At 46.8% G+C, this 18,155-nt stretch carries 17 protein-coding genes and 1 pseudogene; 5 read left to right on the top strand and 13 right to left on the bottom strand.

The features are described 5' to 3' along the window. Nucleotides 1-340 (top strand): annotated as a pseudogene (locus tag IDJ77_RS26840) (glucosamine-6-phosphate deaminase); the annotation flags it as partial. A gap of 151 nt (nucleotides 341-491) precedes the next feature. Here IDJ77_RS26840 and ftcD read toward each other — a convergent pair. From ftcD to IDJ77_RS26815, 5 genes are all read right to left on the bottom strand, one after another. After that, nucleotides 492-2,168 (bottom strand): glutamate formimidoyltransferase, encoded by a 1,677-nt coding sequence (ftcD, locus tag IDJ77_RS26835; protein ID WP_191192085.1) that lies wholly within the window; start codon nucleotides 2,166-2,168, stop codon nucleotides 492-494. Between the two features lie 74 nt (nucleotides 2,169-2,242). Continuing rightward, nucleotides 2,243-3,472: an imidazolonepropionase gene (gene hutI, locus IDJ77_RS26830; protein WP_191192084.1), complete on the bottom strand. Its 1,230-nt coding sequence runs from the start codon at nucleotides 3,470-3,472 to the stop codon at nucleotides 2,243-2,245. Between the two features lie 427 nt (nucleotides 3,473-3,899). Then, complete coding sequence (hutU, locus tag IDJ77_RS26825; protein WP_191192083.1) at nucleotides 3,900-5,573, bottom strand: urocanate hydratase; 1,674 nt, start codon at nucleotides 5,571-5,573, stop codon at nucleotides 3,900-3,902. Next, complete coding sequence (hutH, locus tag IDJ77_RS26820) at nucleotides 5,551-7,110, bottom strand: histidine ammonia-lyase (RefSeq protein ID WP_191192082.1); 1,560 nt, start codon at nucleotides 7,108-7,110, stop codon at nucleotides 5,551-5,553. Before hutH ends, hutU begins: the two co-directional genes overlap by 23 nt. Further along, a complete protein-coding gene (locus IDJ77_RS26815; RefSeq protein WP_191192081.1) occupies nucleotides 7,103-7,600 on the bottom strand; it encodes a MarR family winged helix-turn-helix transcriptional regulator in 498 nt (165 codons plus the stop codon). Before IDJ77_RS26815 ends, hutH begins: the two co-directional genes overlap by 8 nt. 98 nt (nucleotides 7,601-7,698) lie before the next feature. On the opposite strand from IDJ77_RS26815, the gene IDJ77_RS26810 reads away from it, so the two are divergent. Further along, on the top strand, nucleotides 7,699-8,370 hold the full coding sequence (locus IDJ77_RS26810; RefSeq protein WP_191192080.1) for a basic secretory protein-like protein: 672 nt from the start codon (nucleotides 7,699-7,701) through the stop codon (nucleotides 8,368-8,370). Nucleotides 8,371-8,597: 227 nt separating this feature from the next. Here IDJ77_RS26810 and atpG read toward each other — a convergent pair whose 3' ends face one another. The 8 genes from atpG to IDJ77_RS26770 all read right to left on the bottom strand — a co-directional run bounded on the left by atpG (nucleotide 8,598) and on the right by IDJ77_RS26770 (nucleotide 14,376). Then, the gene (gene atpG / locus IDJ77_RS26805; RefSeq protein WP_191192079.1) at nucleotides 8,598-9,506 is read right to left on the bottom strand and encodes an ATP synthase F1 subunit gamma; all 909 of its coding nucleotides are present in this window, start codon (nucleotides 9,504-9,506) and stop codon (nucleotides 8,598-8,600) included. 75 nt (nucleotides 9,507-9,581) lie between these two features. Beyond that, complete coding sequence (atpA, locus tag IDJ77_RS26800; RefSeq protein ID WP_191192078.1) at nucleotides 9,582-11,156, bottom strand: F0F1 ATP synthase subunit alpha; 1,575 nt, start codon at nucleotides 11,154-11,156, stop codon at nucleotides 9,582-9,584. 33 nt (nucleotides 11,157-11,189) lie between these two features. Then, nucleotides 11,190-11,738, bottom strand: a complete 549-nt coding sequence (atpH, locus tag IDJ77_RS26795) for an ATP synthase F1 subunit delta (RefSeq protein WP_191192077.1) — start codon at nucleotides 11,736-11,738, stop codon at nucleotides 11,190-11,192. Between the two features lie 78 nt (nucleotides 11,739-11,816). Next, nucleotides 11,817-12,311, bottom strand: a complete 495-nt coding sequence (atpF, locus tag IDJ77_RS26790) for a F0F1 ATP synthase subunit B (protein ID WP_191192076.1) — start codon at nucleotides 12,309-12,311, stop codon at nucleotides 11,817-11,819. A 96-nt stretch (nucleotides 12,312-12,407) separates the two neighbouring features. Next, on the bottom strand, nucleotides 12,408-12,617 hold the full coding sequence (gene atpE / locus IDJ77_RS26785; RefSeq protein ID WP_191192075.1) for an ATP synthase F0 subunit C: 210 nt from the start codon (nucleotides 12,615-12,617) through the stop codon (nucleotides 12,408-12,410). Between the two features lie 45 nt (nucleotides 12,618-12,662). Next, nucleotides 12,663-13,679 (bottom strand): F0F1 ATP synthase subunit A, encoded by a 1,017-nt coding sequence (gene atpB / locus IDJ77_RS26780; protein WP_224751253.1) that lies wholly within the window; start codon nucleotides 13,677-13,679, stop codon nucleotides 12,663-12,665. An 83-nt stretch (nucleotides 13,680-13,762) separates the two neighbouring features. Continuing rightward, nucleotides 13,763-14,149 carry a hypothetical protein gene (locus IDJ77_RS26775; RefSeq protein WP_191192073.1) on the bottom strand — a complete coding sequence of 129 codons (387 nt, stop codon included), beginning with the start codon at nucleotides 14,147-14,149 and terminating at the stop codon, nucleotides 13,763-13,765. Further along, the gene (locus IDJ77_RS26770; protein ID WP_191192072.1) at nucleotides 14,146-14,376 is read right to left on the bottom strand and encodes an AtpZ/AtpI family protein; all 231 of its coding nucleotides are present in this window, start codon (nucleotides 14,374-14,376) and stop codon (nucleotides 14,146-14,148) included. The genes IDJ77_RS26775 and IDJ77_RS26770 overlap by 4 nt, the downstream gene beginning before the upstream one ends. A 140-nt stretch (nucleotides 14,377-14,516) precedes the next feature. Here IDJ77_RS26770 and IDJ77_RS26765 point away from each other — a divergent pair, with 140 nt between their 5' ends. The 3 genes from IDJ77_RS26765 to porW are packed head-to-tail and all read left to right on the top strand — an operon-like array spanning nucleotide 14,517 to nucleotide 18,154. Then, entirely contained in the window at nucleotides 14,517-14,702 is a 186-nt protein-coding gene (locus IDJ77_RS26765; RefSeq protein ID WP_191192071.1) for a hypothetical protein, read from the top strand. Further along, nucleotides 14,699-15,181: a nucleotidyltransferase gene (locus tag IDJ77_RS26760; RefSeq protein ID WP_191192070.1), complete on the top strand. Its 483-nt coding sequence runs from the start codon at nucleotides 14,699-14,701 to the stop codon at nucleotides 15,179-15,181. The genes IDJ77_RS26765 and IDJ77_RS26760 overlap by 4 nt, the downstream gene beginning before the upstream one ends. 24 nt (nucleotides 15,182-15,205) lie before the next feature. Beyond that, complete coding sequence (porW, locus tag IDJ77_RS26755; protein ID WP_191192069.1) at nucleotides 15,206-18,154, top strand: type IX secretion system periplasmic lipoprotein PorW/SprE; 2,949 nt, start codon at nucleotides 15,206-15,208, stop codon at nucleotides 18,152-18,154. Nucleotide 18,155: the final 1 nt, after the last annotated feature.

The raw sequence follows: 18,155 nt of genomic DNA, 5'->3' as shown, positions 1-18,155 counted from the left end.
CGTTTGTTTTAATATTATCCTTGCTGCTTTACAGCGTTTAAAGGAAACCGAAGACTGGGTAAAAGATTGCTGGATGTGGCTCTACCGCGGTGCATGGCACGAGTTTGCTACCCACGAGATCGAAATGGCGGTGCCTTTATCTCCTGCCGAGGTGATCCGCAAACGGAATGCTATCTTTAAGCATCAAAGCCAAAAAGACCGCCCGGTGTTCCCCGGTGATGATGCCCGCGAATTTTGGGTGCGTGCCGAGGACCGCAACCGCGAAACTGCTGTTTGCTATGATAAGCTCGGTATGGCAGAATATGCGGCTATGGAGGCATTTGTGAGGTATCATTACTAAAGAGAAATCAACTAATCTCTCTATACTTCCAAAGAGGCGCGAGCAATTGCGCCTCTTTTTATTTATAGCAAACTGTGTCATTGCCACGTCGCCCCCTGTCACTTCCCCCGCCGCGACTCGCAAGGACAAGGCGGTTAGAGTTAGCGGACTTTTACAACCCTATCTTCTCATTCACCAACGCAATTATCTCCGCCTCCAACGCAATAGTTTTCCTTTCAATTTCATTCCCTTTGCTGATAACATCCTGCGTATAAATTTTATCCTTATATCCGCTGGCGTTTATCTTCACATTCATAAAAGCGCCCAATACTGCCGAGCGGGCACACAGGGCAGCCACGCCAGCATCTGTAACCGAATTGGGGTTACCTGTTTCTACCATAGCTTTTATCAGCGTTAAACTTTCAAAAGCGGTTTGCATTACTTTAAACGGTATTTCAATAGCGTATTTGGTAGCATCCTGTATGGCTTTATCACGCGCAATCTTTTCTTCATCGGTAGCTTTCGAAAGGCTGAACGCCTCCATAATTTTATTGAATGCCGCCGTATCCAAATCAACTAATTTTAGCAATTCATCCTTATAAGCCTGCCCCTGCTCCGCCCATTTGCTGAACTCTTCCCACCGGTTATCCCAGCCCTTTTTGTGTGAAGACAGGTTGGCCACCATCGTAGCCAGCGATGCTCCTAAAGCCCCCATATACGCCGATATCGACCCGCCGCCGGGTGCAGGGCTTTCACTTGCCGTTTCATCGGCAAAGGCGGTTAATGTCATGCCAACCAATTTGCTTGCTGCGCCATCCTGCAATAAGTATTCGATAATGCGCTCGCGCGGATTAAAGGGGCCCAGTTCATCCAGCCCCATCGATTTAATGGCGATCTTGATCAGTTCCGCCTCGCTCACCCCTACTGAGCGCTGCTGTTTCCGTAGGAAATATTTACCGGCATCCAGCATGGCTTTTAGTGGGATCAGCCCCACCAGTTCGCTGCCGGTTACGCGGATGCCGCGCTCATTGGCTTTTTTGCACACCTCATCAAAAGCGATGTGGATGGGCGTTATCTCGATATTAGTAAGATTCATGGAGATCTGCGCCACGCCATATTCCTCAATATACCAGCCGATAGCCTTCACGCTCTTCAGCGAGCCAGGGATGTTTTTTGGTTTACCGTTCTCATCTGTAACCACTTTGCCGTTTTCCTGCATTACCCTGCCAGCTTCGCGTACATCAAAGGCAATGGCATTTGCCCTGCGGGTGCTGGTGGTATTCAGGTTTACGTTATAGGCTATCAAAAACTCGCGCGCACCAATTACCGTTGCGCCCCGTTTTACATCATTCTCTGCCGGGCCGAAATCAGGCTTCCATTGCGGCAGCTTTATCTTTTTGAAAAAGCCTTCATACTCACCCGCCCTAATGATCGACAAGTTACTGCGGCTTTTATCCTGCTGGGCATACTCGTATAAATAGGCTGGGATCTGTAATTCCTCGCCTACGCGTTTAGCCAGTTGTTTGGCATATTCCGCCGTTTCCTCCATCGTCATATTGGCGATCGGTATCAGCGGACAAACATCCGTAGCGCCCATCCGGGGGTGTTCACCCTTATGCTTACTCATATCAATCAATTCGCCTGCCTTTTTTATCGCCAAAAAAGCAGCCTGTATCACCGCCGAAGGCTCGCCTACAAAGGTTACTACGGTACGGTTGGTGGCTTTGCCCGGGTCAACATTCAGTAGCCGAACGCCATCTACGGTTTCAATCTCATCGGTTATTTGTTTAATGATAGCCAGGTTTACGCCTTCGCTAAAATTGGGCACGCATTCTATTAGTTGGTTCATTTTGATGGTTCTTTTTTGGTTCAATTGTTCATTAGTGGTTTTGTCGATAGGCCGTAGGTAATCATCAGCGAAATCTAAAAATCATTAAAATCAGCGGTCCAGACATTGACGGGTTTCATTTTACCCTGGTAATATAGTATTTCGCGGTAATCTGCGCATGGGTATGCCTGCATATCGGCAAACATTCCGGGCGCTAATATACCACGGTTTGTTATTTTTAAAGCGGCGGCGGCGCGATAGGTTAATCCTGCCAGCACTTCGGCTGTTGTTAATTTTTCGGCGGCACTCATCACAGCCACCTGCATCAGCAGATCGCCCATGGGAGCTGAGCCAGGGTTCCAGTCGCTGGCTATGGCGAGGCATGCGCCGGCATCCAGCAACTTCCGGGCAGGAGCATATTGCATGCCCAAGCCCAACGAAGCGCCGGGTAAAGTTACCGCAACGGTATTGGAATTGGCCAGTAATTTTATTTCGGCTTCGCCTGATGCTTCCAAATGGTCGGCCGATAATGCGCCGGTTTCAACAGCAACCTTGCTGCCGCCTGCCGTAAACTGGTCGGCATGTACGGTGATATCAAAACCCATTTGTTTTGCATCGCTTAGGTAAGCAAATGCGCGCTCTGCATCAAAAGCGCTTTTTTCAATAAATATATCTACCCTCCCGGCAAGGTTTTCCTGCTTTATCACGGGCAATAATTCGTTCAGCACATATTCCAAATATTCACCTTGCGAACCTGCAAAATCCCTCGGCACCATATGCGCGGCCAGGCAGGTGGGCACCAGTTTGGCTTTGGTTTTTAAAGATGCCGCTTTTATCGCCCGCAGTTGTTTTAATTCTTCTGCCAAACTCAGTCCATAACCGCTTTTCACTTCTATCGTGGTTACACCTTCTGCCAGGTGCCGGTTGGCGCATTCAACAAGCCATGAGGTCAATTCAGCTTCGGTGGCTGCCCGTGTTTGTGTAACCGTATCCCAGATCCCGCCGCCGCTTTGGGCAATCTCCAGATAGGTTTTGCCAGCTATCCGCATGGCATAATCCTTAGCCCGGTTACCGCCGAAGCAGATATGCGTATGGCAATCTATAAAGCCGGGAAGTAAAACCTGCGGCCCGGTTATTTCTTCTATTCCCGCGTCGGGATTTTGTCGCCGCAGCTTTTCAAAATCGCCAACTGCTAATATCCGCCCATCCTCCACCAGCGCACCGCCGTTTGGGATGATGTGCAATTGCTCATCCTGCAGCGCGCCTTTTTGGGGCATGCCGGTTAAGGGGAGTATTTGGGTAAAGGGGCCTGTTAGTTTTTTCATTTGTATTTTACTTCTATAGTGATGGGTTTGAAACCTATCACTATGTTAATACCCTATTACTCCCGCGTCATTGCGAGGAACGAAGCAATCTCCCGATTTGCTTAGCGGCTTGCATGGCGGCTTGTCCTGCGCAGAGATTGCTTCGTGCCTCGCAATGACGCTTTATTATTATTTTTTGGCTGCAAGCTACCAACCTCTTTAAACCAATTTGGGCGTTGCCTTCGGCCGGGCTTTTCGCTGCAAATCCTCGCCCTTCCCGCCATATGCCACCCCGCGGCTGTGGGTTTTACGCTGCAATCCCTAACGTGGGCATCCGTTCGGAGACGCAAAATTTTGCGTTTCCACAAATATCCGTCAAGACGCGAAGTATCGCGTCTCTACAAATCCGTCCTTCGGACTTTCCGACCTCTGACTTCCGGACTCACATCTACCACACCTTCAACCCAAATCTATCCGCCCACTCGCTTGCTTTATCATAGCCGGCATCGGTATGGCGGAAGATACCCATTGCCGGGTCGTTGTGCAAAACGCGTTTGAGGCAGGTTGCGGCGCGTTCGGTGCCGTCGGCAACCACTACCATGCCTGCATGTTGCGAGTAGCCCATACCCACCCCACCACCGTGGTGGAATGATACCCATGTTGCCCCGCCCGAGGTGTTGGCCATCAGGTTGAGCAGCGGCCAGTCGGATACCGCATCCGAGCCATCCTTCATGGACTCCGTTTCGCGGTTTGGCGAGGCTACCGAGCCGCAATCCAAATGGTCGCGGCCGATCACTATCGGCGCTTTTACCTTGCCGCTGGCCACCAATTCATTCAAAATTAACCCCGCTTTTTCGCGCTCGCCCATACCCAGCCAGCAAATACGGGCGGGCAGGCCCTGGAAAGCGATCTGCTTCTGCGCCTTCTCCAGCCAGTTGATGAGCGGTTTGTTTTCAGGGAAAGCTTCCATCAGCGCCCGGTCGGTGGTATAAATATCTTCCGGGTCGCCTGAAAGGGCTACCCACCTGAACGGTCCTTTCCCCTCGCAAAACAGCTGGCGGATAAAGGCCGGGGTGAACCCCGGGAAATTAAAGGCATCCGGCTCGCCGCCCTGCCGGGCAAACTCGCGCAGATTATTGCCATAATCGAAGGTAATAGCGCCCTGTTTTTGTAGTTCCAGCATCAAACCAACATGGCGGGCCATGCTTTTTAGCGAGAGGCGTTTGTATTGTTCGGCATCTGCTTTGCGCAAGTCTAACGCTTCATCCAAGCGTAAACCATTCGGGATGTAACCGTTCAGGGGGTCGTGCGCTGAGGTTTGGTCGGTAAGCATATCGGGCACAAAACCGTCTTTTATCAAATGCTCCAGCATATCGCCGGCATCGCTTACCAAGCCTACCGAAAGTGTTTCGCCTTTAGCCATTGCTTCTTTTACCCAGGCAATTGCCTCCTCGTAAGAGTGGGTAAGCTTATCTATATATTTACTATCAATTCGTTTTTGTATTCGGGTTACATCTACATCGGCACCTAAAAATACTGCGCCGGCCATGGTTGCCGCCAGTGGCTGCGCGCCACCCATGCCGCCAATGCCGGCGCTCACAATAAGCTTCCCGGTAAGGTCACCGCCGAAGTGCTGTCGGCCTGCTTCCACAAAGGTTTCGTAAGTGCCCTGCAAAATGCCCTGGGTACCGATGTAGATCCAGCTGCCCGCGGTCATTTGCCCGTACATCATCAAACCTTCGGCGCGGAGTTTATTGAAATGCTCCCATGTTGCCCAGGCGGGCACCAAATTGCTGTTGGCTATCAAAACCCTCGGCGCCTGCGGGTGACTGCGGATAATCCCCACCGGCTTGCCTGATTGTACCAGCAGCGAATGCTCTTCATCCAGTTCCAGCAAAAGCTCTATAATTTTCCTGAGTGATTCGCCGTTGCGTGCTGCCTGGCCGATGCCGCCGTACACCACCAGTTCATCCGGGTTCTCGGCCACCTGCCCGTCGAGGTTGTTCAGCAGCATGCGCAGTGGTGCTTCGGTTTGCCAGCTTTTGGCATGCAGCTGGTTGCCAACCGGGGCTTTATACACCGGGTGACTGGCGTATGTTTTAATAAATTCCGAACTCGTCATCGTTATTTAAATTGATGTTATGTTTTTTAGCGGCGTTATCTGCCACTTGCAGCAATTCGCCGCTGATGATCAATTGATGCAGGGCATTAATATCTTCTGAGAAGATCCTGTCCTCGTTGATAAAAGGCACATGTTTGCGCACCAGCTGGTGGCAGGCTTCGATAACCGGCGCAGATAACAAGGGCCTGCGGAAATCGAGCGCCTGCGAAGCATAGAGCAGCTCAATAGCCTGGATATATTCGATATTATCAAGCACGATGTGCAGCTTGCGCCCGCTGATAGAACCCATGGAAACATGATCTTCCTGCCCCAGTGAGGTGGGCACACTATCGGCACTGGCGGGGAAGCAAAGGGTTTTATTTTCGGTAACCAGCGCGGCGGTGGTATACTGTGGTATCATCAGGCCGGAGTTTAAGCCTGCACCGTTGGTTAATAGCTTTGGCAAACCGTAACGCCCTTCGCTCATGAGGTAGCAGCGCCTGTCGGAAATGTTGCCTAACTCGGCGGCGGCAACGGTTGCATAATCTAAGGGCAGCGCCAATGGCTGCCCGTGGAAATTGCCCCCGCTGATGGTGTCCTCCGCAGAAAAAACTACCGGGTTATCCGTAACGGAGTTCAATTCTACCTCTGTAAGCTCCTTTAAATGCAGCCAGGCATTGCGCGATGCGCCGTGCACCTGCGGCATGCACCGGAGCGAATAAGGATCCTGCACACGGTTGCAATCTGCATGTGCGCAATTAACGGCCGAGCCATCCAGCAGGGCAGCTAAGCGCTGTGCAACGTGCATAGTGCCCTTATACGGCCGGATGGCGTGCAATCGCGCATCAAAAGGGCGCGAGGAGCCCATCAGGCCTTCCAGCGACATAGCACCTATCAGATCTGCCATGTTCAATGCATTGTTCAATCGCTCTACCGCTTTAATGGCAAATGCCAAAATAAACTGTGTGCCGTTAATGAGCGCAAGGCCCTCTTTAGGGCCAAGCACAAGGGGTTCTAAATTATGCTGCTGCAATATTTTCCCTGCGGGATGTTTCCCGTCGCCAACAAAAACTTCGCCCAAACCCAATAGCGGCAAAAACAAATGGGCTAAGGGTGCAAGGTCGCCCGATGCACCTACGGAACCTTTCTCGGGCACTACAGGTATCACATCATTGTCGATATGCCAGATCACCCGCTCCAAAGTTTTGGGCGAGATGCCCGAATAACCCTGGGCCAGCGCCTGCACCTTGGTGATGAGCATCAGTTTGGCTACTTCCTGCGAGATGGGCTTGCCCACACCCACGCTATGGCTTTTAAGGATATTGCTTTGCAGCAGGCTGGTATCCTTTTCGGAAATACTGGTATCGCAAAGCGGACCAAAACCAGTATTGATGCCATAAACCGGCTTTTGCGCATGGACTATTTTTTCAACTTCCTTCCAGGATGTGGTGATCTTTTCAGCCGAATCATGATTAATAACACCTCTCACCTTGCCCGATGCAATATCAAGAGCCGTACCTATTGAGAGGTGTTCTACGCCATAATTAAAATCATTCATGGCTCACGGGGTTTAATTTTCCACTTACACTATTAGCAAAATCCGACGAACGGAATATATTTTCCATGGCCGAGATGGCGGGTAATAACTGCATCGCGGTAGCATCACTTTCCGCAAGTTCCGTCATGCTGTTGTTGATAGCTTCCCAAATGGGCAGGATCTGGTTAAGGATAGCCTTCCCTTTTAGGGTGAACTGCACCAGTTGCCTGCGGCCATCATCGGTACAAACCGATGTTTCTACAATGTTTTTATTTTTTAAGTTGGTAATCAGCTGGCTTGCCGCCGGGTGGGAAACCTCGGTTTGCTCGCTCAATTCCTTAATGGAAAGCGATTCATTCTTCGATAGTAAATAAAACACCGGGAACCAGCTGGCCTCAAACTCGATGCCCTCGTTTTGGTAAATGCGGTTTATTTCGGCTAAAAAGGTCTCGCTCATCCGCCGTAAGCGGCTGCCTAAAACCAGGTAACCTAAGCTTTGGTACAAATTCATGATGCAATTTATATAAGTACTTATATAAATGCAAGTGTTTGCGTAAAGTTTTATTTACACACCCGCATACTGGTGGTATAAAACTTATTTTTAGCCTCATGAAAAAATTAACATTACTTCCTGTACTGATACTTTGCCTTTTCTGCCGTGTTGCTCATGCCAGCGCTATCGATACCATTAAAAAGTATGGCTATACCCTTATCATATCCGGCAACGACGAGCATTTTGATAACGCCATCAAAGAAAGGCTCATCAGCACGTTCTTCACCGTTTATCCAAAAATCGTAAAGGAGTATAACAAGAAAAGCCTGAAACAGGTAGTTTTCTTTATCGATACCGCTTACCATGGCGTTGCAGCAACGGATAACGGGCGTGTGGTTTTCAGCCCTGCGTATATGACCAAGCATCCTAACGACATCGACGTGGTTACCCACGAGGTAATGCACATAGTACAAGATTACGGCGACAGCAATGGCCCCGGCTGGCTTACCGAAGGCATTGCTGATTATGTACGTAACGAACATGGCGTAGCCAACGAAGCCGCCAACTGGCGTTTACCCGCCTATAAAGCCACCCAGAATTATGACAACGCCTACCGCGTAACCGCGCGGTTTTTAGTTTGGGTAGAAACCAAGGTTAAGAAAGGTGCCGTTAAAAAGCTGGATGGTATTATGCGGAAACATACTTACAATGATAATACCTGGAAAGATGTAACCGGGAAATCGGTGGATGAGTTGTGGAAGGAGTATGCAGCGGATCCAACACTCTAATTATTTGTTATTGCGAGTCGCGGCGGGGTGGACAAGAGCGGTTGGGCGACGTGGCAATCTCATAGGACGAGCCCCGGCGCTTTGCAAGTTGGCTAATTGTCCTATGAGGTTGCTCCCGATTTCATCGGGACAGGCTGCGCTTCGCTCGCAATGACATAGTTTTATAACAAGAGAGGCTTTCCAAATTGGAAAGCCTCTCTTGTTATAACTATTTGATAAGCAATTTATCAACCACCCAGTGCTGCTGCACCACTTACAATTTCGGTAAGCTCGGTGGTGATGGCTGCCTGGCGGGCCTGGTTGTATGAAAGTTTAAGGGCTTTCAAGAGGTCGCCGGCGTTTTCGGTTGCCTTATCCATTGCAGTCATACGTGCGCCGTGCTCAGATGCGTTTGAATCTAATACCGCGCGGTATAACTGTATTTTAATGTTTTTAGGGATCAGCTGCTCAACAATTTCTTCCTGAGATGGCTCCAGGATGTAATCAACCTGGCTTTCAACTTTGGCTTCTTTTGTTTTCAGCACTTCTTCCTTCGGTTTAGCCTCTGGTTTTGGTACCGGCAACAATTGCTCAGCTACCTGGAATTGTATCGCCGCATTGCGGAAATGGTTGTACACCAGTTCTACACGGTCGTAATCACCATTGATAAAACCCTGCATTATCGACTCCGTAATTTTCGAAGCATTGATAAAGTTCAGGTCCAGGTACAGATCGTTATTGTTACCGATAACGTTGTACTTGCGGCGCTGGTAATATTCCTGGCTTTTTTTACCGATAGATACGATAGATACATTGCCCGCTTTAAGCTGCTCGCTGTATTTCTCTGCTATCAGGTTATTAGCCGTTTTTATAACGTTGGTGTTAAACGCACCCGCCAAACCACGGTTTGATGATACAACAACAACCAATACACGTACCGGCTCGCGTTCCTGCAGGTATGGCGATGCGCCATCCTCCAAACTTGCCGATAAGTTTGCCAAAAGGTCTTTCAACTTATTAGCGTACGGGCGTAATTGTACAATAGCATTGGTTGCCCTTTTCAACTTCGCTGCCGAAACCATTTTCATGGCCTTGGTGATCTGCTGTGTAGAGCTTACCGACGATATCCTGTTTCTTACTTCTTTTAAATTAGCCATTCTTTTTGGTGAGTGGTTAATGGTGAGTAGTGAGTAGTAAGCTTAAAGCTCACTATTCACCACTCACTATTCAAATTAATACTTCCCTGCCAGTTCTTTTGCTACTGTTTCCAGTACGCCGGTTAGCTGGTCGTCGAATTTACCTGCTTTAAGGGCTGCCAGCACTTCAGGGTGGCGTGCCTCTAACTGGCTGGTGTATTCGCTTTCAAATTCACGGATCTTGTTAACCGGTACATTACGCATCAGGTTTTTGGTACCCAGGTAGATAATAGCAACCTGTTTCTCAACCGTTACCGGCGAGTACTGGCCTTGCTTTAAGATCTCCACGTTACGTGCACCTTTGTCGATTACGTTTTTGGTAGAAGCATCTAAGTCCGAACCGAATTTAGAGAACGCTTCCAGCTCGCGGTATTGAGCCTGGTCGAGTTTCAAAGTACCCGCAACTTTCTTCATCGATTTGATCTGCGCGTTACCACCCACACGAGATACCGAGATACCTACGTTGATTGCCGGGCGGATACCAGCTAAGAACAAGTTCGACTCCAAAAATATCTGGCCATCGGTAATCGAAATTACGTTGGTTGGGATATATGCAGATACGTCACCCGCCTGTGTTTCGATAATTGGCAACGCGGTTAACGAGCCACCACCTTTTACGATGTGCCTGATAGACTCCGGCAGGTCGTTCATTTGCTGAGCGATGTTATCGTTGCTGTTTACCTTTGCGGCACGCTCTAATAAACGGCTGTGCAGGTAAAATACGTCACCCGGGTAAGCCTCACGGCCCGGTGGGCGACGCAGTAATAATGATACTTCACGGTAAGCAACAGCCTGCTTAGAAAGATCATCATAGATGATCAAAGCAGGGCGACCTGTATCGCGGAAGTACTCGCCGATTGCAGCACCTGCAAACGGAGAGAAGAATTGCATGGTAGCAGAATCCGAAGCGTTGGCCGCAACAACGATAGAGTATGGCATAGCGCCGTTCTCTTCCAGTGTGCGTACAATGTTTGCAACGGTAGAGGCTTTTTGGCCGCAGGCTACATATATACAAGTTACCGGCTGGCCGGCATCATAAAACTCTTTTTGGTTGATGATAGTATCGATACAAACCGCCGTTTTACCTGTTTGGCGGTCACCAATAACCAACTCACGCTGGCCACGGCCGATAGGGATCATCGCGTCGATAGCTTTGATACCTGTTTGCAAAGGCTCGGTTACCGGCTGGCGATAGATAACACCCGGTGCTTTACGCTCCAATGGCATTTCGTACGTTTGGCCAAGTATTGGTCCTTTACCATCAATTGGGTTACCCAAAGTATCAACAACACGGCCAAGCATACCTTCACCTACGTTGATAGATGCAATACGATTGGTACGTTTTACGTTGTCGCCCTCTTTGATATCGTCAGACCGTCCCAACAATACCACACCCACGTTATCTTCTTCAAGGTTCAAAACGATACCTTGTAAACCGTTATCAAATTCAACCAGCTCACCTGATTGTACTTTAGTTAGTCCGTAAACACGTGCAATACCATCACCCACCTGGAGTACGGTACCCACTTCTTCTAATTCAGATTCTGACTTGAAGCCTGCTAATTGCTGACGCAAAATTGCTGATACTTCGTCTGGTCTTACCTCTACCATTTTTTGAATTTATTTTAGAGTTTTAATTTAATATTATTTAGTTGCAGCTTGTGCAAAATCCTTTTTCAACTTCTTTAAGCTGGTCGCTATGCTGGTATCTACCTGCCTGTCGCCAACTGTAAGCACAAAGCCGCCAATCAGTTTCGGGTCAACCTTATCGGTTAGCTTAACAGTACCACCAATTGCCGCCTGTACATCGGCCAGCATTTTTTGCTTGTTGGCTGCTGATAAAGGAGAAGCTGTTGTTACCCTGGCATTGGTAATGTGGTTCTTCACATCATACAGGCCAATAAATTCGTTAGCGGTGGTGTATAACACTTCGCCACGGCCTTTATTTACCATGATGTTTAAAAACGCGGTAGTTACCTTGCTTACCTTGGCACCAAACACATCGCCAAGGATATTTACCTTTTTGCTGTGCGAGATGATAGGGTTAGCTAAAACAGCGCCCAATTCCGGGTTTGCCTTTACGGTTTTCAGGAACAGCTCCATATCGCCTTTAACCGCCTCAACAGCGTTCTGTTCTGCGGCTAAGTCGATCAATGCTTTTGCGTACCTTAATGCTACTGTTACTTCTGACATATTTTAGTTAATGGTGAGTGATGAGCGGTGAGTGGTAAGCGGCGTAACCACTCACTATTCACTACTTACTACTCTCTATTATAATTTCACTTCTTTCAACAGTTCTGCAACCAGTGCATCCTGTTTGCTGCTGTCTTCAAATTGCTTGCGCAATACTTTCTCAGCAATTTCCAACGATAAAGTTGCAACCTGGTTTTTAACATCAGCCATTGCAATAGCTTTCTGGTTGTTAATTTCTATACGGGCAAGCTCTATCTGGCGTGCACCTTCTTTGTGTGCAGCTTCTTTAGCTTCGCTGATGATACTGTCCTTAACTTTTTTTGCTTCAGACAGGATAGCATCACGCTCTATGCGGGCTTGTTTCAAAAGGGCATCGTTCTCGTTTGTTAAACGGGCCATTTCGTCTTTAGCTGCTTCGGCTTTAGAAAGCGAATCTTCGATAAAGCGTTCGCGCTCGTCAATAGCGCCCATAATAGGCTTCCATGCAAATTTGGCAAGTAAGAAAAACAGTACTAAGAACGATACTGTGGTCCAAACTACAAGGCCAATTTCCGGGGTTACTAATGGATTCATTTTTATATATAAAATGTTAAAATTTCAATTTTAAATAACCGTAGCTGCGGCCAATCGCAACAGACTACGGTTAAATGTTTTCCTTTCGGGGATTGATTATCTCAAGCCCAGGAAAGATACAACCACACCGAACAAAGCAGCACCCTCTACAAGGGCAGCAGCGATGATCATAGCAGTTTGGATCTTTGAAGCAGCTTCCGGCTGGCGAGCGATACCTTCTACGGCTTTACCACCGATCTGTCCGATACCGATACCTGCTCCGATTACTGATAAACCTGCACCAAGTGCAGCGATACTTCCAATCATTGTATTAAATTTAAAGTGAATATATAGTATAAAAATTATTAAAAATTAGTGGTGATGCTCTTCAATTGCTCCGCCGATAAATAAGGCAGTAAGCAGCGTGAAGATGAAAGCCTGCAATGCTGCTACCAGCAATTCAAGCACATCCATAAAAATAACAAAGGCAACTGATACCGGTGCGATACCCATCGATTTGAATACAAATATTAAGGATATTAAGCTTAATACGATAATGTGCCCTGCGGTGATATTGGCAAACAAACGTATCATCAAGGCGAAAGGCTTTGAGATGATACCTACGAGCTCGATAACCCACCATAAAGGCCAGATCCAAACAGGCACGTCGGCAGGGATAAAAATGTGTGCCCAGTAATGTTTGTTACCATTTAGGTTAACTACTATTAAAGTGATAACCGAAAGCACAAGCGTTACCGCTATATTACCGGTAAGGTTTGCACCACCCGGGAAGAAAGGCACCAGGCCGATCAGGTTGTTAACCCAAATAAAGAAGAAAACAGTTAAAAGTAGCGGCATAAAGCGCTGATACTTATAACCGATGTTGGGGCGGGCGATATCATCCCTTACAAAAAGAATAAGCGGCTCCATAAAAGACTGTAAGCCTTTTGGCGCTTTGCCTGAACGTTTTTTATAAGCTGATGAAACACTAAAGAAAATTACTAACAGAACAATCATCCCCATCCACATACTGGCAACGTTGCGGGTGATTGAAAAATCTATTAAACTGCTGTTCCATTTCCAAACGGTAGCGCTGTCTGCTAAAATATTATTTGCACCTACAATTTTTACCTTATCTTCTACCAATCTATATGTATAATATTTACCGGTATAGTCTGCATGGCCATGCTCGAAGTGCGACGACGAAAAAACCTCAAGCCCCTTATCGGTGTATAATATAACCGGAAGCGGAATAGCGGTTGTATTCCAAACATGCAGGGAATGCGAATCGGCAATGTGCTCTAAAATAACTTCGCTCGGCTCAAATGGCTTTTCAGCGCTTTCTTCATGCTTTTCCTGGGAAAAAGCCGGGATCGAAAATGTCGCCAATGTTAAAAAGACGGCACAAATTCGTAAAAGTGTAAATATTTTTATTTTCAAAATCGAGCTATTATACATCAAAATAAACTTTTCTACTTCAAATTTTGGTTGCGCAAGTTACGTAATAACACGTAAACTTCAAAGGCAGTATTTAAGAAATATAGGTAAAAGAAATTACCCACAAAAACCGGCTTATCTACCTTAATTTTCATGATAAAAACCACTAAAAATGCCAGGCATGCGAGTAATTTAAAAACTGTGGTGGCTAAAAAGGTCTGAGCATAATTTTCGGGGTTCACCTGCTTGGTAATAATAATGGCAACCATTACCAAAAAGGTAAGGCCGGTTATAAAAGCAAATATCAGCCAAAAATGAGGCACCAGTAAATTGGGATGGCCCGTGAATATTAAGGCAAGGGGCGGTAAAGCCAATATTATGGCAAATATTAAAAATGCGGTGATCGCGGTTTTGGTCTTCATTTTTTTACAGATCTGATAACTAAGAATAAGGATATAAATACGCCCGCAAGTGATAGTACAGCGGTTACCCACTTGGTTGCGTGGCCGGTGCTTTCATCTATTTTATACCCGGCAAAGGTAAACACACCAATGATAATGATCATCTGGAAAGCCAGCCCGGTATATTTGGCGTAGGAACTTGCTTCCTTCGCGCCTTCCTTTATATCGTTTGGTTCATTTTCGGCCATGGCGCAAATTTATTAATCCTATTGCATACTATTTAGTAAATTAGCGATGCTTTTTATAATACCTAATTTGTATAATGTTTGGGCGATGATTATATTGATTTAGATATACTCAAACAGGCCCGCCAATAGTTAAGATAGTGATGGAAAAGGTTGTGCATTTTGTAAAACAGGACGAAGAAGAAATGCTTTATATACGGCATTGGTTAAAGCAGCCAGTTATTGAGCGCTTAAAAGAGGTTACCCGTTTAAGATATAATTATTATAAATGGCTTAATAAGTCCTTCCCCGATAAAATTGAAAAGGTAGTGAACAGACAGCCGTTATGATATTAGAGAAAGATTTTCAGGATTTCATCGATTTGTTGAATAAACACGAAGTGGCTTATCTTATAGTTGGTGCACATGCACTGGCTTTTCATGGAAAGCCACGTCATACAGGTGATTTAGATATTTGGATAAACCCGACTGATGAAAATGCAGCTAAAATGATATTGGTTATAAATGATTTTGGCTTCGGTTCTGTCGGTTTAACTAAAGGCGACTTTTTACGGGAACATTATGTTACTCAATTAGGATATCCCCCGTTACGAATTGATATTTTAAACAGTATTTCGGGAGTTTCTTTTGACGAAGCATATGAGAATAAATTGTTTATCGACATAGATGAATTGACCATAAGTTATATCGGGTTAGATGACTTGATAAAGAACAAGGCAGGAACTGCAAGAAAGCAAGATATAGCTGACTTAGAAAACCTCTATAAATTGGCTGATGCTTCAAAAAGCGGCGGGGATAAAAAGAATTAAGTATCTACCTATAATTATACCATCTTGAGGCGCAATTCTAACCTATTCCTGCAAAAGCAATTCAAACCCGCTCTGTTTGTACTTGTACTTATTATAGCCGGCTGCTCGCTCGAAAAAAAGAGCGCGCTAAACCGCGGGCTGCAGAATCTCACGGCACACTATAATATACTGTTCAATGCAAAAGAGATCCTGAAGGAAAAAGAAGAAGGTTACGCTGCCGGATTTGTAGATAATTACAGCGAGCTGCTTTCGGTTTACCAGGATACTGCTGCCACCGGCGCCGCACCGGATAAAGACCTGGAAGCTGCCAAAGCAAAGGCCACCACCATCATTAGCGTAAAAGAACAAAGCCATTATATACCCGATGCCTATTTGGTGCTGGGCAAGGCCAATTATTTGGCAGCAAATTATTTCGACGCGGTTGAATACTTTAATTACGTAGTACTTACCGGTCGGCCCAAACAAACAGAGATAAAACAGGAGGCCCTGGTTTGGAAGGGACGCGCACTGCTATTTCTCCATAAAGATGCAGAAGCAAAGCAGGTAATAGATAGCGCCATACAAAACATCAACCCTAAAAAAAGCATTACTGCTGACGTTTATGCTGCAAAACTGCAGTACGATATCAATACCGGTGAATATGCTGATGCCGAGGCGATGGCCAAAGAGGCTATAAAATACAGTACCCATAACCTGCAGCGTATGCGCTGGACCTTTATCCTCGGCCAGTTACAGGAACTGAACAGCAAGCCTGCCGATGCCGTAATAAGCTACGCCCGTGTGGCCAAAAGCAACGTCAGCTTTGATATGGCCTTTAATGCCGACCTGAACCGTATCCGCATAGAGGATAGCCAAAATGGGGTAAAGATAAGTCGCCTCGCCCGGTTACGCGCACTGTTAAAGAACCAAAACAATGCCGATTTTACCGACCAGGTTTACTACCAGATAGCCCAACTGCAATATGCCGATAACCAAATTGATGATGCTATAAAAAGCTACAAACAATCTGCCAATTACAGCACCCGCAACCAAAATCAAAAAGGGCTCTCCTACCTGCGCCTGGCGGATACCTATTTTAAAAACAAAGCCGATTATACGCTGGCGAAAAACTATTACGATAGTACGCTTGTCACTTTATCACCAAATTACCCCGGATACAGGACTATCCAAAAGAAAGCTGAGAACCTGCAATTGCTTACCGATAACCTGAAGGTGATAGCCCGTGAAGACACGCTGCAAATGCTTGCCGCCCTGGATGAGCCGACACGCGAAAAGCGCCTTGATGAAATGGCCAAACGCCAGGAAATAAAAAAGCAAACTGCCGCTGCAGTTAATAATGGAACATCCGGCTCATTGGCAGATCCGTTTGGGGATACACCGTCGCCGGTTGCAAGCGTACCCAATGGCGGTAACTTTTATTTTTATAATACCAACGCGGTAAGCCAGGGCTTTAGCGATTTTAAACGGGTTTGGGGCAACCGCAAGCTGGAGGATAACTGGCGCCGAAGCGGTCGCTCCAACGCCGACCTCACTACCAATACCTTAAATACGGCAAAAAACGTAGATACCAATGCCCTGCCCGATTCACTGCAGCGCAGCCCCGGCGAGGTAGATGCCAATAACTTTAAGCAAGACTTGGTGCAAAACCTCCCGCTTACACCTCCCCTGCTGGCACAATCAAACATGAAGCGATATGAGGCATATTTAGCTATCGCCAATTTTTACCGCGATGTGCTGGATGACAAAAAGGAAGCCGCTGCCGCTTACGAAAAGGTGCTGGCGCTTTTCCCTAATAATGATAATAAGGCCGCCATCTATTATAACCTGTATCGTTTATACAGCGAAAGCAATGTCGCGCTATCAGATAAATATAAAGCCCTCGTACTAAAAGAATACCCCGCGACGGCCTTCGCCAAAACCATCCTCGATCCTGATTATGGTAAACGATTGAACGATGAGGATACCGGCTTTAGCGCCCTGTACAACCAGGTGTATGATTTATATGCAGCTAAAAAATACACGGCGGTTATTACTTCTGCCGATGGTTTACTAAAAACCTATCCAAATAACAAGTACGCTTCGCAACTGGAGTATTTGAAAACATTCGCGGGTGGCCACCAGGAAAAACTTGATCCGTTTAAAGCCGATCTGCAACAAATTATTGCCAGGTACCCCGACGACCAGCTGATAACGCCTTTGGTAAAACAGCACCTCAGCTATATTGACGTGAACCAAACCGAGTTAGCGGCACGCAGCATTGTTATAACCGACAGGGATATAGCCGATGGCACTTTCACCATACCCATTGTGTACCAGCAACAAACCGAATACCGTGTACCCTATACGGGCGGCCCCATTGCGATTGTACCGGATGTGCGCAAGCCTGAGAAGAAGCCGGTGCCGGCCCCCGTAGTAACTACGCAGCAATTGCCGCCACCCGTAAAACAGCAGGAGACAATACCGCCGGTGGTAAAACAAGAGCCGATTAAAGAACCGGAAGTGGTACAAACTAAACCAGAGCCGGTAACACAACCGGAAGTTACACAAGCTACCCCGCCTGTAAAGGCACCGGTAGCTACAGTTACCCCGCCGGTTGTTAAAAAACCATCAATATTTAATATGCGCGACAGCACAAACTACTATTTTGTTGTAGCTGTAAATTCGGGCACAACTAATTTGGCCTCTTCGCGTTTTGGTATCGGGCAGTTTAACCGGGTACAATACCAGGGCAGCCCTATCAATCACAACTTAAAAAATGCCGGTACAGATAACCAATTGATATACGTTGGGCGCTTTGGCAACCTGGAGAATGTGAAGGATTACGCCCGCCGCATAGTACCGCTACTGCCCGACATTATGAAAACACCAAAGGATAAATACAGCTTTTTTATCATTACGAAGGAAAATCTGGATAAATTAGCCGACGGAAAAACATTAGGTAGCTATATCGAGTACTATCAGCAAAACTATTAGG

Source organism: Mucilaginibacter pankratovii (assembly GCF_014773265.1).
Classification (GTDB): Bacteria; Bacteroidota; Bacteroidia; order Sphingobacteriales; family Sphingobacteriaceae; genus Mucilaginibacter; species Mucilaginibacter pankratovii.
Note: the sequence above shows the minus strand (reverse complement) of the source record. Positions and strands in the feature narration are given on the sequence as shown.